The organism is Lentilactobacillus otakiensis DSM 19908 = JCM 15040 (genome assembly GCF_001434145.1).
Taxonomy (GTDB): domain Bacteria; phylum Bacillota; class Bacilli; order Lactobacillales; family Lactobacillaceae; genus Lentilactobacillus; species Lentilactobacillus otakiensis.
Genome location: NZ_AZED01000008.1, coordinates 43,296 through 59,322, shown reverse-complemented (window position 1 = coordinate 59,322; position 16,027 = coordinate 43,296). Strand labels below are relative to the sequence as shown.

General features: G+C 42.5%; 13 protein-coding genes and 1 other annotated feature. Of the genes, 5 read left to right on the top strand and 8 right to left on the bottom strand.

Annotated features, from left to right (window positions below; translation table 11 throughout):
- Positions 1-61: 61 nt before the first annotated feature.
- Positions 62-1,129 (bottom strand): endonuclease/exonuclease/phosphatase family protein, encoded by a 1,068-nt coding sequence (locus FD05_RS03090; protein WP_020281684.1) that lies wholly within the window; start codon positions 1,127-1,129, stop codon positions 62-64.
- Positions 1,130-1,265: 136 nt separating this feature from the next.
- On the opposite strand from FD05_RS03090, the gene FD05_RS03085 reads away from it, so the two are divergent.
- Positions 1,266-2,426, top strand: a complete 1,161-nt coding sequence (locus FD05_RS03085; protein ID WP_020281683.1) for a histidine phosphatase family protein — start codon at positions 1,266-1,268, stop codon at positions 2,424-2,426.
- 47 nt (positions 2,427-2,473) lie between these two features.
- Here the strand turns inward: FD05_RS03085 and FD05_RS03080 are convergent, their stop codons facing one another.
- From FD05_RS03080 to FD05_RS11825, 3 genes are all read right to left on the bottom strand, one after another.
- Entirely contained in the window at positions 2,474-3,676 is a 1,203-nt protein-coding gene (locus FD05_RS03080) for an MFS transporter (protein ID WP_039933142.1), read from the bottom strand.
- Positions 3,666-4,121 carry a GNAT family N-acetyltransferase gene (locus FD05_RS03075; protein ID WP_020281681.1) on the bottom strand — a complete coding sequence of 152 codons (456 nt, stop codon included), beginning with the start codon at positions 4,119-4,121 and terminating at the stop codon, positions 3,666-3,668. The genes FD05_RS03080 and FD05_RS03075 overlap by 11 nt, the downstream gene beginning before the upstream one ends.
- Before the next feature lie 88 nt (positions 4,122-4,209).
- Positions 4,210-6,723, bottom strand: a complete 2,514-nt coding sequence (locus FD05_RS11825) for a DUF5776 domain-containing protein (RefSeq protein WP_020281680.1) — start codon at positions 6,721-6,723, stop codon at positions 4,210-4,212.
- 201 nt (positions 6,724-6,924) lie between these two features.
- Here FD05_RS11825 and FD05_RS03065 point away from each other — a divergent pair, with 201 nt between their 5' ends.
- Positions 6,925-7,407, top strand: a complete 483-nt coding sequence (locus tag FD05_RS03065) for a nucleoside 2-deoxyribosyltransferase (protein WP_020281679.1) — start codon at positions 6,925-6,927, stop codon at positions 7,405-7,407.
- Between the two features lie 59 nt (positions 7,408-7,466).
- Here the strand turns inward: FD05_RS03065 and FD05_RS03060 are convergent, their stop codons facing one another.
- The 4 genes from FD05_RS03060 to FD05_RS03045 form a co-directional block, all read right to left on the bottom strand.
- Positions 7,467-8,690, bottom strand: a complete 1,224-nt coding sequence (locus FD05_RS03060; RefSeq protein ID WP_020281678.1) for a cation:proton antiporter — start codon at positions 8,688-8,690, stop codon at positions 7,467-7,469.
- A gap of 91 nt (positions 8,691-8,781) precedes the next feature.
- Positions 8,782-10,164 (bottom strand): branched-chain amino acid transport system II carrier protein, encoded by a 1,383-nt coding sequence (gene brnQ / locus FD05_RS03055; protein ID WP_020281677.1) that lies wholly within the window; start codon positions 10,162-10,164, stop codon positions 8,782-8,784.
- 176 nt (positions 10,165-10,340) lie between these two features.
- Positions 10,341-10,591 (bottom strand) — a binding site (T-box leader).
- A 59-nt stretch (positions 10,592-10,650) separates the two neighbouring features.
- Entirely contained in the window at positions 10,651-12,417 is a 1,767-nt protein-coding gene (locus FD05_RS03050) for a phosphatase PAP2 family protein (RefSeq protein ID WP_020281676.1), read from the bottom strand.
- A gap of 253 nt (positions 12,418-12,670) precedes the next feature.
- Positions 12,671-12,874, bottom strand: coding sequence for a helix-turn-helix transcriptional regulator (locus FD05_RS03045; protein WP_020281675.1), 204 nt, complete (start codon positions 12,872-12,874; stop codon positions 12,671-12,673).
- Between the two features lie 251 nt (positions 12,875-13,125).
- On the opposite strand from FD05_RS03045, the gene FD05_RS03040 reads away from it, so the two are divergent.
- The 3 genes from FD05_RS03040 to FD05_RS03030 all read left to right on the top strand — a co-directional run bounded on the left by FD05_RS03040 (position 13,126) and on the right by FD05_RS03030 (position 16,023).
- A complete protein-coding gene (locus tag FD05_RS03040; RefSeq protein WP_020281674.1) occupies positions 13,126-14,529 on the top strand; it encodes a hypothetical protein in 1,404 nt (467 codons plus the stop codon).
- A 64-nt stretch (positions 14,530-14,593) separates the two neighbouring features.
- Entirely contained in the window at positions 14,594-15,010 is a 417-nt protein-coding gene (locus tag FD05_RS03035; RefSeq protein WP_039933140.1) for a hypothetical protein, read from the top strand.
- A gap of 176 nt (positions 15,011-15,186) precedes the next feature.
- A complete protein-coding gene (locus tag FD05_RS03030; protein WP_039933138.1) occupies positions 15,187-16,023 on the top strand; it encodes a hypothetical protein in 837 nt (278 codons plus the stop codon).
- Positions 16,024-16,027: the final 4 nt, after the last annotated feature.

Genomic DNA, 16,027 nt, shown 5'->3' with positions numbered 1-16,027 from the left:
AACTGATGAATGTTCTCAATTCTATTAAGACACAATCCCCCCAATTTCAAGGGATTCAGAGCTATTTCAGTTCAAATTCCAGCACTTCCGGGTTATGATCTGAATTCTTAAATCCAAGTGACTTCACGTGAACCCGGTTGACTTGAATATTATCTGACAGCAGGAAGCCATCAATTAACGACGTGTATGTCTTACCTGGATGATAGGGCGTGCCATTTGCTCGAACGGATGGAACTTTCGCATCAGCTAACCCCTGCTTAGCGATTCTAAAGCCCTTAGGCAACTGGTCGGCCGGGAATGGATGCGTCCAATTCATCCGTTTGCCGGTCGTTCCGAAGACTTCTGGACTATTGCCTAACATATCATGGTTATAATCACCAGCGACCATGACGTAGTTGCCAGCGGCCTGTTCGATTTTCATTTTGGCGAACAGTTTCTCAATTTGTGCCTTCCGGACTTTTGCATTCTTAGTGAACGCCGACATATGCAGATTGATCACGGCCAACTGTTTCCCATTATTCACTGGTATGTGGGTGACAGAAATTGCCCGGTCCAAATCCATGAACTTATTAAAATCCGTATCAATCGGCAGCTGATACCTGGTACTATCACTTATTTTGGCTTTAGCTAATGTAACTAACCCCGATTTAGCTCTCCCAATCGGCCTGGTCAGTGGATAGAACAGATAGGCCGAATCATAATTCTGGGCGTACACACTGGAATAATTGCTCATCCGATCCCGCAGCCACTGAACTTCGTTGACGTGAAACGAACGATCACCATTCGTATCGACTTCTTGGAAAAACATCAAAGTGGGATCAACTTGTTGAACGGCTTTATGAATCCCATTCAAATCATTGAGCACCGACTGTTTACTAAATGCCCGTGAGTATTTCCCACCATCCATGAAGAATGAATAGTTTTTAGGATAGGCAGCATAACCAATGTTAAAGGTCATTGCCTTGTACTGATGATTCGTTTGCAATACCTGTGAGTTTCTGTTGTGCGGTTTGAGTTTCACGTTATCCGGAACACGGTGATACGTCAAATAAACATAGGCGACGTATACACCGACAATCAAGACCAATCCAGACAAGATGATTAATAGTGCCTTTAAGATTTTTTTCATAGCATACCTCCACACTTAATATGATATCAAAGTAACAGCCGAACGATTCAAAAATATTTGTAAATATTAGTATCGTTTACAAGGGTTTAATGCTAAAATTTAGGTATATTTGTTCATACTTTTAGGAGGGGTTAACATGAAGAAATCACATTTTTGGTTTGCGCTATTATTTGCTGGAGCTCTTAGTATTGGTGTTGGAACATCTTCGCAAAATGTTTCCGCCAAAACAGTTAACATCTATTTGACTCGTCACGGGCAAACAATGTTTAACGTCAATGGCCGTGGTCAAGGTTGGGCTGACAGTCCACTAACTGACACCGGTGTTTCGGTTGCCCACCAATTAGGCTATGGTTTGTACGGTTTGAAGTTCAAAGCGGCTTATTCTGCTGATAATATGCGGACGTTCCGGACTGCAACCTATGCATTACAGTCATCCGGCAATGGGAACCTGAAAGTCAACTGGACATCCAATTTACGTGAGGGTGGTTATGGCAGCTTTGAAGGTCAAAAGTACGATGACGTTAACAAAGTGACCATGCCACTCTTGCGTCCAGCTGGGACGTATTCCGGACCCCAAGACTTTAGTAAGGCGCAGCAGGCACTTGGCAAGGACTTCTGGCCAGCACTCCAAGATGCTTACCACGCTGCTGAAACCGTCGATTTCGGTAAATACAGTGACCCAACCCTTCCTGAATCTTTGAAGGCTGAAAGCTCGACACAAGTGATTGATCGGATGAACACTGAATTAACTTATATTGCTCAAAAAGCTGAGAAGACTGGTGGCAATGTCTTGGTTGTCAGTTCGGGAATGTCAATTCCAGAATGGCTCTCATCAGAAAAGAACTACACGGTCCCTGGATTTGTAAACTGGGGTAATGAAGCAACGATGAAGGTTACCTATAAGAATGGGCAGTTCTATTTCCCATCCAACGTCACTGACAAGACAATCCTCTACACAATTAATAAGGGAGCGGCATTACAAAAACTCCCTAAGAATACGTTAAAAGTTAATAAATTCTATTTGAATAAGAACAAGGTTTCCGGTTCAACATCAACTGGTGCATCATTGGTGCTTCAAAATACCAAGGGATCAACATTGAAGAAAGCCAACGCAAACACAAACGGAAACTTCGTCTTCAAGTTAAGCAAAGCCACTTTGAACAAGCTCAAGAAGGGTATGAATCTGAAACTCACTTCAACTCCTAAGAATGCTTCCAAGTCGCTTGATATGAACTCAGATCAAATCAGTCAAACTGTCTTTGGTAATAAGACCGCGACTGTTAAAGTATTAAAATAGTTTTCAGAAAAATGAAAGGACGGCCAGCAATGGTCGCCCTTTTTGAGTTAGATAATAATCTTTTTTCGTAAGAAGGTCATGGAAACCAGCAATAGCACACCACAAATTGCACCCATAATGATGTTAATCCAGGCAATCGCGGCAATTGGTGTTGCCTCTGCTACAGAGACGATGACCATGCCAATACTACCGAAGATGGTCCCACCCGCACTATATAAAGCCGATGCCGACCCATTATCATTTTCTTCCTGTTTCAATACTAAGTAGGTTCCTGGCGGTCGAACCGCACTGCTGGCCAGAGTTGCTGGAAATTGCGTCAATGCAAAGGCAATTGGCGTCATTTGGCCAAACATCAGCACCAAGATGCCGGCAACAATCGTGATGCCAAACGATGCGTAAATGATCGTAAACCGGTCGATATACTTCGACAACGGAATATAGACCAGTGGTCCAAGTAGCATGCCAATGGCGTTAAACGAGAAGAATAGGCTAAACATTCGACTGCTCAGGTGGAACGTATCTTGGAAAATATACGATGATGAAGAAATGTACGACAAGGAAACAATCGACATCAACGAAAAAGTGACCAGTAACGCTGTGAAGCCAGGATTCAGTAAGAGTGCTCCAAGTCGACCAAAGGATTTCATGACACTAGTCGTCCCACTCTCTGAAGCGTGGGTTTCTTTAAAGATGATTGAGCCATAAATCACTGACAGACCAAGTAAAGCCTGGGCAAAGAAAATGCCTCGCCAGGAGATAAATGTCAGCAGCAGTGACCCAATCACTGGCGCAACTGCCGGTGAAATGACCACCATGGACTGGACAATCGCCAAGGTGGTTTCCTGTTTCCGACCTACAAAGACATCTTTAATAACCGCAGTCGCAACAGTGGTGGCAACCCCACCGCCAATCGCTTGGAGGATGCGGAAGAAGATGATCTCATAAGCATTTGTCGCAATCCCACAGAGGATACTGGCAAGCATGTATAAGGTCAGAGCAACCAGCAGAATCGGTCGCCGGCCATATCGATCACTTAAGGGTCCCCAGAATAAAGTTGCGATGGAATAGAATACGAAGAATAAGATCAAAGTCAGGTTCATCACAATTTCGGGAACGGCGAAGAACTTCGTCATTTCAGGAAGGGCAGGTAAATACAAATCAGTCGAAAGAGGGACGAATGCACTTAGAAGCGCCAAAAAAATAATGAAACCGGTATTTCCCATTCGTGGTTGAATTTTACTATCCGCCATCCTCGACACCTCCGTCCCGTGCCCATTTCATGTTAACCGCAAACTCATCGGTAACTTTGTCCAGTTCGTGGTTCTCCTCTTGGAAGCCTTCTTTAATGTAGAAGTGATAAGCCCGTGAATTCTTCTCATACACTGACAGTGTCAGTTCCGAACGTGATTGCTTGGCAGCAGCCAGTAATTGGGAACCAATTCCTTGTCCACGATACTTTTTGGCCACGAACAGTCCAGCAATATAATTTCCATCAATCCCAAGGAATCCTCGAATTTGGCCATCTTTCTCAAAAACAAACAATTCTGCCTTGGCAAGCTCCTTCTTGACCCCGTCATAGTAATTTGCCCAGTAGGTTGGATCGATAAACGAGTGTGCATCCAGGTTAGCGTCTAACCAGATTTGAGCAATTTGATTTAGTTTTTCACCCTTAATGCCTTGTACATGTTCAATCATGGCCGATCTACTCCTGTCCTTGCTCTTTTATCCTTTATTGTAAAACAAAAATGGTATTCCGAGGTGGAATACCATTTTTGGATTGAAGCTATCTCACAATCTTGACGTACTTTGAATTACCGGTAATGTAGCCGCCAGCAATGTGATATCTTAAAGCACCATGGTTCGTCACACTGTTTGCGTGTGAGTAATCGTAGTTCTTGATCTTAATCTTGGTGCCCTTCTTGAAGTGCGCACGCTTATTCCGTTTGCTCAAGTTGACATCTTGGTAACGGTAGATTGCTTTTTTAACTTTGATATAACGAGGCTGCGTCTGCTTATCCATAGTTACCAGTTTCCGGTTTGCGGTAATGTATTGGTCGTTTGCCAGAACGAATCGAGTTGTCAAATTATGCTTAACAATCTTGGTAACATGAAGAACCGTGCCTTGTTTGTAGTTTCTCGTCTTAGCAGTCAAGTTCTTATACATATAGGCATTGACCCCGCGTGGATTAATAACAGTCACGGTTGAGTGCATCGTCTGATAATAGACCGGACGAACGTAGGCCCACTGTGCGGTGATGTAACCAGTCTTACCACGATTCTTGGTTAAGTGGTTAACATCGCGAACTTGATAACGCAAACGACCATTTGCTGAGTGCCCATAACCAGTTACGACAAACATTGGACGGTAAACTCGCGGTTTGGATACGTAACCGGCTTTACGTTCATGGGTACTGAAGGTGGTGTTCTTGTAGAGATAAATCTTCTTCAGTGAGTAGACAACGGTTCCTTTGGTGGCAATGTTGCCGCCTTCGTTGGAACTGCCGCCACCGCCGGGCGTTGGGGTAGGCGTTGGTGTCGGTGTGGGAGTTGGATCTGGTTTTGGATTAGGGGTTGGTGTCGGTGTTGTGTCCTTCTTAACATAAATCTTAACTGGGGATTTTGTAGTTCCCCAAGTGATTGAAGGTTGTGTTTGACCAGTCTTTAGTTCACTGCCAACTGCCAAGTGATAACCGGATGGAATTGTTCCAAATGTTAGGATCTTGTTGAGATCCCAGACATCACCCTGCTTTGTGTTTGAAGAAGGCTTTACGGTGAAGTTATTGTTAGGGAATGAGGTTTGCCCATCAACATCGACAAATTCTGCATTTATATTATTGAGATCTGGTGTTGGATCTTCAACCTTGAGTATTGCTGTCTGGGTTTGGGTTGAGCCAGCAGCATTCCCCGCATAGATCGGAATCTCATATGTTCCACCATCCTTAATATTACCATAGGAAAGTGCTGTGTCTTTATCATACCCAACACCAAAGTGTAGCGTATTCTGACCATGCAATTCACTTGAGGCTGAGTTGTTATCGGTAACTGTAGCAAATTGATTCAAAATGTCATTGTCATCTTTGAGCGTTTGACCGTTATTGAAAAGCATTTGTCGAGCTTGGGCTAATGTAACTGTTTTATCTTCGACAGTTAGAATTGGGATAAAACCAGCAGCAATTGTACTATTATAAAATAGCTTGGCAGTAAATGGATCGATCTTCACAGGATTAGTGCCATTATCTTCAATAGACGATGTCACTTTTGAAACATCAGTGACCTTATTAGTAGTAATTAGGAATGGAATGTCAAAAGATTTGTTTGCATCATCTTTGCCAAGATTCGTAGCTTTAAAGGTAATCTTGTTAGGGGTGCTATTAACAACACTCCACTCGGAAGTTGGCGTATCAAGGTTATCTGATCTATAAACCTTCATCATTGGTGTGTAAAATGGATAATTTGACGGATCTGTAGACAAAGTCCATGTCAGTGATTTGGGAATATTTTTCGCATCAGGCAAAGTAATCTGAGCCCAAGCAACAAAGGCATTTCTTGTATACCAGTACAAAATACCTTTATTAACGGAAGAATCATCGTTAAAATAGGCATAATAATTAACGTCATAACGATTCTCACCATTTAATTTTAGCTCTTCTGTCGGCACTGGTAGCCCTGCTAAGCCACCAAAAATTTGCTGACTTATTTTAGTACCAACGCCACCACCAGAGGAAGAACTGTTGTCGACAGTAAAGGAATTATCTCCTAATATTTGCGATATTTGCGCGGTTTGATTTCCTCGCTTATAGTCGGTTGACACCGTGTATGTCGCTTTTTTGTCTGTATTCGCAGTACTCTTTGACGGCTTAGCGTACAATGAGATTCCAGCTTGGCCAAGAGTTGAGTAATCAACATCTTTAGTTGCAGTAATAATAATTTTGGCCGGACTAGAGGAACCATCCGTGGTAAAAGTAAAGAAATTATCTGATGAAATCGAATTAATTTGAAGGGAGCTCAGATCAAAACCCGGAGTTTCACTGGCATCTTTATTAACATTGATGATAATTTGATCATTCTTCTGAATTCGTTCACCTTTCTTTAAGTTAAATGAAAAATGAATTGCTTCCTGACTAGTATATGTGTGGTTAGAATCAATACTATCGCTCAGGTTAAATGGGCTAGAGAAAGTAGCCTGATCAGCCGCGAATACCTTTTTGTTAAAGGCAAAAGCCCCTAGTATCAAAATAACAGTCCCAACAATGATCGCCAAAACAATTTTCCTAAAAGTTAAATTCCTATTTTCCATTTTATATATCACCAGAACATCCCCCAATCAGCGAACACTTCGCTTATCCCTATACCTTAATTGTAATATTTTATAGACGCCATTTCAATTAACCTGTCACATTCACCAGAGTATACCTCATGGATTTTCAAATACCAATATTTCCTGAGTTTTTCTCCCGATTTTCATGTACAATTAGTACTAAATAGGGAGGAACCAACCATGTCAACCAACAAAAACAAAGTCTACCTTGCTTCACCCTTTTTTAGTGACGGTCAAAAGGATCGCATCAGCCAAGTGGTCAGTTTACTGAAACAAAACCCCACCATTGACGCTGACGGTATCTTCATCCCTCAGGACCATCAATTCGAGTCCGAACCCTTTGGCAGCTTCAAATGGCAGGACGCCGTCTTCGCATCCGACATGCGCCAAGTACATAAAACTGACGTTGTGGTCGCCATCTTGGACTATCAACTGGAAGACGGTTTAACTGAACCAGACTCCGGCACCGTCTTTGAAATTGGCTCCGCTCACGAAGCTAATATCCCAGTCATCATGGTCCAGTTTGGCGAAAATAGCCAGTTGAACCTGATGCTTTCTCGCAGCTACACGGCTTTCTTCAATGGTAAAGATGATATTCAAAACATCAAGGACTACGACTTCAACAATCTTGAACAACGGTATACTGAGAAGAAAGTTCTTTAATTATAATCTGGACGACAAAAAAGTTAGGCAAAAACGCCTAACTTTTTTCGTATACACTGTTAACTAGCAGAAGCGTGTTCCGACGAGTCATCTTCAACGCCTAATGGCAAATCGGCTTTGTCATCAGCCGGCAACAGATGAATCGCGTGCTTCAGCAAGAATGGTGCAATTAATGTCGAAAGAATAATAACTAAAATTAAATCTGAATAGTACGAATCGGATAGCAAGCCTGACGAGAACCCAATCTGAGCGGTGATCAATCCCATTTCACCACGGGAGATCATCCCTGAACCAATCATATAAGAACTGTTCAGATTGAAGCCATTCATCAAGGCGCCAATTCCACAGCCAAACAATTTGCTCAAGCAAGCCAGAATTGTCAGAATTCCGACGAACAACAGTGAATCACCAATGTGAGCAAACGACATGTTCAAGCCGATGCTGACAAAGAACATCGGAACAAAAACTGCGTAGCCAATTGGTTCCATGTGGTTCTCAATTGTGTCTCGATAAGGGGTATGGGCAACGGCGATGCCAGCAAAGAAGGCACCCACCGCACCACTCAAGCCAACTGCTTCAGCAATGTACGCCATTCCCAAGCAGATGACCATCGACGTAATTGTCACACTGGAGGCCATCAGCAGGCGTTCACCAATTCGCATCATGTAAGGCACAATCCACTTGACCATTAAATATGTCAGGCCGAAGAACGCAATTTGTTCGATGAAAACCAGGGTCAAACTGGTAGATGAGCCGCCGGTTGCAACCCCTTGCGTGCCCATGATGCTAATCATGATCGACAGTAGGATAACGCCGATAATGTCGTCAGCCACCGCTGCCCCCAGAATAGTCGCACCTTCCTTGGTATCCAACGACTTGTAATCTCGCAGCACTTCAACGGAAATTGAAACTGAAGTGGCACTGAAGACGACGCCGATGAAGATTGCCTCTAAAGGCGAGAACGAAAATGCCCAACAGGCGCCGCCAATCATGATAACTGGGAAGATCACGCCGATGATGGCAACCACAATTGCCGGCCGCAAATACTTTCGCAGCAGCTTCAAATTGCTTTCAAGTCCACCAATGAACATCAGGATGATCACACCAATTTGAGAAAATAGATTGATCATATTATCGAGATGAATCCAGCCAAACACCGCTGGTCCAACGATGATGCCAACCAAGATTTGGCCGATAACTGATGGTACCCCGATTCGATTTGATAAATGTCCCGCCAGTGTCGTCAATACCAGTAGTATGCAAAGTGCACCGATAAAGGACATGCGATGGCCTCCTTTCACTTAAGATTATGTGTTTAACTTCTATTATATGTGTTTCAGGTTCTATGTTAATATGTGTTCATTTTAAAATGAATTAGTCTTTTTCGATTTGAGTCGCTCTGGCACCGCCCATAGCTGTGATGAAGTGGATTGCCAAACCAATGATCAGACCAATGGCAGCAGGCAGTAACCAGTCCATCCCAAGTGAGGCACCTGGGAGAAAATCATCTAATTTCAAAATAGTTGTCGCAATCGCTGACTTGGAAATGATTGCTGGGGCAGCGGCGATTGCATCCAAGATAGCTGGAATGATTGTGAAGATGGTTGTCCAGATGTATACCCGGCTGTCATGACCAAACAATGGTGAGGAAATTGAGAGGATAATCAAGGTGATTGCCAGTGGGTAAAGGAACATCAGCATTGGTGTTGACCAAGCAATGATGGTATCAAGGCCAAAGTTGGCGATTCCAAATGATAAACCAGTGGCAATGATTAACCAAGTTCGATATGAAATGGATGGGAATTTAGCATGCAAAGCTTCTGAGAATGAAGTTGAGAGACCAACAGCAGTCGTCAAACATGTCAAGGTGGCCATCATTGCCAACAGAATCTCACCAGTGATACCCATGAAATGATTGGCAATCTGGTTAAAGGCAATCCCACCATCAATGGATAACTTGAAACTGCCGAGGCTAGTAGCGCCCAACCAGATTAATGCAATATAGATAATTGCTTCAAGCCCGATGCCCAGGGCACCAGATTTCATAGTGGTCATTGAAATTTCTTTAGCACTGGTGGCACCTAAACTCTTAATGGCAGTAATGATGGCGATTCCGAAGAGCAACCCGGCGATACAATCCATCGTGTTATAACCTTGTAGAAAACCGTTGAGAATTGAACCATTTTGATAAGCGGCATCCGTAATTGGGGCCTTTGAAGCTGAACTGATTGGGCTCATGAATGCAAATGCAAAAATAATGGCAAGTAATGCTAAAAATGCAGGGTTCAAAATTTTACCAATTGAATTAATAATTCCAGTGGGTTTTCGTGATGCCCAGAAAGTGATCCCGGAGAAAATCAATGAGTAAATCAATAGCCACATTGGTTGTTGAGCAGGATTCAGATGGCTGGCAAACGCAATTTGAAATGGTGTTGTCGCCGTCCGGGGAGTCGCAAACAGTGGGCCAAGAGTGGCACAAACCAGTACCATGAAGAAAGTGGCGTAACGTTTGCCAATTGGTTTGGCTAGGTCATAAATTCCGTTACTGTGAGTTACAGCAATCGCAATAATAGCAAGTAAAGGTAAAATGGTTCCAGTTAACAGAAAGCCAATCCCAGCAGTAATCCAGTGGGCGCCAGCAAGCTGTCCCAAATGAATGGGGAAAATCAAGTTTCCAGCACCAAAGAACATCCCGAACAACATTGAACCGATAATTAGATAATGCTTAAATGATAACTTTTTGGTTGTTTTTTCCATATTAAGCGCTCCTTATAATTTACAGACGTTAAATTTCTCAATGTTCTTTTAATCCATCCAAATTGACCATTCGTGACTCGGCTAATCCCACCTGATTTAGTTCGATTTAAACTAATTCTCATTTTGAAGACCTCCTTAATTGCAAACAAAAAACGTCCCTTAAGATCCTTACGATCTTAAGGGACGTTTACACGTGTTACCACCCAAATTCTCGACAGCTTCACAACTATCGACTCACCATGTACGGCCAAATAAGCTTTAGCGATACACTGGCGCTGTAATGGGCGCTCCCAACAAACACTCGCAAATTCGCTCGCATTCGTCGCTCGAAGGCTACTTTCATCACTTAGGCTTTTGAATCGTTCTCACTTACCCGATTCTCCCTGAAAAAGTTCTAAGAGACTACTCTCCTTGTCTTAGCAAAATCTAATGTTTCTGATTGACACAAATACTAATCCATTTTGAGATTGATGTCAACATTTTTTATTATTTAACTAATTTGACATTGTGCTTAGTGTAGTCCAAATGCCAACCTTTAGGCAATGAGTGATGGGCAAACTTACCGGAAAGTTTGTTAGATTTAAGAATAACTACTCCGGATTTAAGTCCCTTCACATTATTGATAACGACTTTACCACCAAGTTTAGCGGTGCCGGAAACTGAAACCTTGTTATTTGATGCCAGGTTCAAAATTCCTTTACTGCTCTGGGTGTAATTGCCTTTAACGGTGACATTCTTAGCGGATAAGGTTAACTTGCCGCTAGTTAAGCTCAAGCTGCCGGCACCAAGGGCACTGTCGTTTGCGGCAACCAAAGTACCGCCTTTAACGGTAGTTCCACCCTTGTATGAGTTATTACCAAGTAAGGTTAATGATCCGGTCCCTTCCTTGGTCAGACCGCCATTCCCGGAAATATCGTTCTTCCAAGTATCTGCAGCATTGAAACCACCCTTGGCAGCGTCCATGTTGACGGTAGTGTCATTCAAGAATTCGCCAAAACCGTTAGCTGCCTTGAAGAGGTTCAAACGACCCCAGCCTTCGGTATCATCTTCCATTGGATAACCGGATGTTAAGCCAGTGGTAAAGAGCACTTCACGGCGTTGGGTATCATTTAGATATGGTAAACGGGTTTGCAGGAGAACTTCAGCACCCTTAGGAACAACCATTGGTTTTGTGGTATCACCGACTGGGGAGAATCCATAAGTGAGACGGTAAGTGTAATTTTTAAGGTTCGTCTGGTAATCGCTGAATGTATCCTGTGCTGATTTGTCTTCAGCGTTGGCCAAATCCTTTTGAGTATCCTGATAAGCTTCACTCATGAGTTGTTTGTTATCAGGATCGTTCAAAGTTGCTGCAGTCATGGCAGTTCCGATAACTCGACCACCCATAACAGCAAGTGGTGAATGTCGACCAGCAAGAACTCGGTCATAACCAACTTCAGAAGAACGGGTAATTAATTGTTGATAACGTTGTGGGAAGAGGTACGCCAATGTCTCCCCAGTCTCAAAGGCAGCTGTTGTATGGCCGCTTGGGAAGTCGTAATCAGTCGCTGCTGCGCTGGCCATGACGTTGGTCAAATATGGGTTAACTTTAACTTGATCGCTTTGACGATATGGCCGTGTGAACTTGATGTAAGCCTTTGGGGTCCCGGTTCCTGACCAAGCTGAATCTTCAGCAATATTGACCAATTTTACAGCTGAACCAAGGGTTGAGTTTTCATCTGCCCATTGCATGGAGCTGTATGGTGAACCTGCAGGTAATGGTGCATCAGGAACCGCATTGAAATCAGTCTGAGCATTGGTATCCTTAATAAATGCAGGTGCGTACGGCCCAAACCCACTAATCAAATTGTACCGAAGATCTCGTCGGTCCGTTAAATATGATCGGTCAATTTCTGCCTGTGAAGCGCCATTAGTGATCTGAATGGATTTATCCAAATTTTCCTGCATGACGGTCGTGTTGACCTTAGTTCCAGTACTTGCGTCCCAGTATTTCAAGAATGTGTTATTGAATAACGCAATCGCCGGATTGGTGTCTGGCGTGTTGTTCGTCTTAATGTTTTGCTTATATTGATCAACAAAATACCCATATGATGCCGGGACCGCGTCCAATTCACTTGAAACACTGCTGTCTGATTTGGCATTCGCCTTAATTCCATTCGTCTGTGAGCCTAAAACAGCGGCTCCAGTCAGTGTCAAAATGAAGGCACTTTTCAGAACCGTTTTCAAAATTGCACTACTATGTCTACTTCCCATGTTAATCCTCCCAAGATGACCTTTTCTATGAAATGCTTATCAGAACAACAAGTATCAGCAAAACCACAAGTGATATCTCCCAACCCAACTTGGGGGTATGCTTGATTTCGTTTAACATTGTTGACATAATTTCACCATCTTTCAGATAGTCCCTGATAACCACTCCTGATTCAACTTTAGTGTACTTGGGTGACGTAAATTACCGGCAAAATAATTGTAAAAAGTGGGTAAATGTTTGGCAGGGAGCGTTTCTCTATTGCTTGCCTGCCGTGATCAATTCTTCAAATGAGATTCCATACAATCGGCAGAGCTTGGCAGTACAGACAATATCAGGTTTACTTCGCCCGTTTTCCCAGCCTGAAACAGTCTTCCTTGAAATATTCAACGCGTGGGCAACTGCATCCTGAGTTAAATGGTTTTGAGAACGATAGAATCGTAATTGTTTACTAATTTCCATTTTAATATCCTTTGTTAACTTAATTGTACCATTTATTATACAGAAAATATTTCTGCTTGTCAGCAATTGTATTTACAAGGATTCAATTACGACGTTAAGTAACATCTGTTGAATCGAAAAAAAGCAGGCAACGAGCGCGAAACTCGTTGCCTGCTTTTCATCGTCGGTGTTTCACATGAAACATTTGAAACGGTCCGTGAAATTGGCATGGGTTCTTCTTCTGGCATATAATGTGGCCAAGGGGGGATTTCATGAACAAGTCAATTATCTTGACGGGAGCAATTACCGGGCTGGCCGCAATCTCAATGTTCGCAGTGCAACCGGCAACTTCTGTTCATGCGAAAACTAAAATAACCACTAATAAAACATTTAAAAAGACATCATTCCTGCCCAACTCCGGCAAGAATATTTACGTGTGGAACGCTGCTTATAATAAGAAGCTCCACAACTTAAAGAACTATCCACGAACCAATCTCTACTCAACCAAGCGGGTGACCATCAAAACCCACAACTACTTTGGCAGTTACTATTACGTTCACAGCGCTAATAATAAAATCAAGGGTTATGTCTGGCATGGACAGCTGATTCAAGGCAAATACTACAAGGGCGGCTTCTACAGTTACCCAACCTTAAACGTGCTGCTATCCAACCGGGCATTCCGCCGTGGTGCATCCCGGAACATTGACCAATGGAATGCTTCCGGCATCTACTCCTCTTCGGCTCGAATTCACGGTAAGATTAACCAGGATGGCATCAGTCGTTTTGCCAAAATACCATCCTTTAGCGACCAAAAGCGAGCCCTTAATTTTTTGAAGAAGCGTCATTCCTATCTTCCTGAAATGCTGAACTATGGCAACCACAACGGTGCTCGCATCATCATGCGCAAGGTTTATTACGCACCAAAGCATTGGGTACGCGTGCCAATGATCGGAATCCTCAACGGCAACGCCACCAGTGGCAATTGGGAAGAAATCAACGCCTTTTCAGCAGTCTTGGATTTAGCTAAATTACCAAACGGTGCCAAGCCAATCGCCAACTATGACGTTAATCAAGTATCGGTCATGCCATTCGGTGGCCGCGGCTTTGACTTCGCTGATCCCAACGCTCAAGTGGCAACCTACAGCAACGGTCCAATCACCCACGTTTATGGTAACGGCTTTGGCCCCAACCACAACCTCTCGCTCGTTGATTTGAATCGTTGGTTACGATACGTTCCCACAAGCAACATCTTGAAGCTGTCCAATACTCAGCCAACCTTGAAAGATGGTATTTGGTACGTCGCACCCACCTTTCAAGATAATGTGAGTTACGCCGTTCATCAAAGCAAAATCTTAAAACTCATCGATACATCCAAGTCTCAGTATTATCGGCGGGTTTCAAGTTCCGGCTTTACCCAGTACCATTACGAAAATGGTAACTGGCAAAGCCAGTATCAAGTTTTATTCAACAATCCCACGTTCAATCCGGGCAACCAAATCCACATGACCTTTGCCAAATCAGTCTTAAAAACCAGCGGCAATGATACTTGGTGGTCGTCAGAGAACGAACGTGAAATTCAGTCGTTTAATGATAACGATACTGAAGTCTTGCCTTACCTTTATAAGCCAGTCAGTTATTATGATGGGTTTTTGAATGGTGATGAAAGTGCCTCATGAAACATTTAAGTCATTTATCGCTGTGTCTTTCAAGCTACAATCAATTTGAAAAGAGGAAAGCTGAATGAAGAAACGAATTTTGTTAACTATAATTTTGAGTGTCTTTGTGATTGGTATTGTGCTCCCGGTCACAACTATGCCCGTATCAGCACAGCAACGAATCGTTCTTAAATCGGGGTGGAAAGTTATTAAGGGAAGAGCCTATCCAGGAGTCCCTTACCATACTAAAAATCCAAAGAAGAGTGCCATTCTTTGGAAAATACCTACAGTTAGCAAACATTCCAACTTAAATAAATATCCATACGAAACTTGGAATGTGGTTGATGTTTGGGTTCTTCAAAAGGGATCTAAAAAGCGTGTGTATTACCAAGTGGATGGTCAACACAATACAGGTTGGGTTTGGCGTGGTTATTTAACGAAGGGACATAATCCTAATGAATCTAAAGGTAATAATCCAAATCAATTACCAGAAGACAACTAATTTCACATGATTAAATCCAAAACAGGTGACTCGATTAGGCCATCCGTTTTGTGTCCATCAATTAGCAAGTAGAGATATAAGCCATCGCAAACATACGAGCTGTGAGCATCTTTAATTTTCAAGTCTAGCTCGTGATCAGGTATACAAAGGATAAATAACATGAGGGGATGTTAACAATGACCAAGAAAATGTTCAGTTTAAAGAAATCTCAGATGTTTGCATTAATTATTTCGAGTCTGATCGTTGGTTATACCACAACTATGATCAATGCCAAAGCTGATTCTGGCTACACGGTCGTCAAAAGGATGACTGGTAACAACGCTAACGTTGCATATCACTTGGCTAATAATTCCAAGAATACTTATCTTTGGAACGGTATCCATACAAAAGCTAAAGCTAACTTACGAAAGTATAAGAATTATAGTTGGCGATATTATGGCAAAAGCTTGATCTTGTCCCACAATTCAAAAAAATCACTTTATTACTATATTCAAGGAATCACCCCGAATGGTAATGAAGCCAGTAAAATACGTGGGATCGTCTGGCATAGTTATCTAACTCCTGGTATTAATCCAAACTACAAACAACTCAACAATATTTATTATCGTTATTTCAACACCGATTCTGAATATTTACATTATGTTCAAAAATCACCTTCACAAAAACTAACTCGCGAGGTTTTAAAACTATTCCCGAATACTCATTTATCAATTCAACTTACCAAGGCTGCAGATGGAGCCAGTCCTTGGGCATGGGCAAGCCCTAGGGTTGATGGGTATAAAAATATTCTTGAATTTCCAACTGTCCAAAAATACTTTAATAAACGATTTTACAAGCCAAATATCTCCGATAACACTCGGTTTAAGTTAATCAAAGCTGGTTTAGACAAAAGTTACAGTCAAACAAAGCGGAATGCATTGACCCAATATCAAATCGGCATTTATTATTACAATAATCCTCACCGTCTTATCGATGATGAAGCTCCTGGATTTACCATTGCAATTCCGGAATAAATGT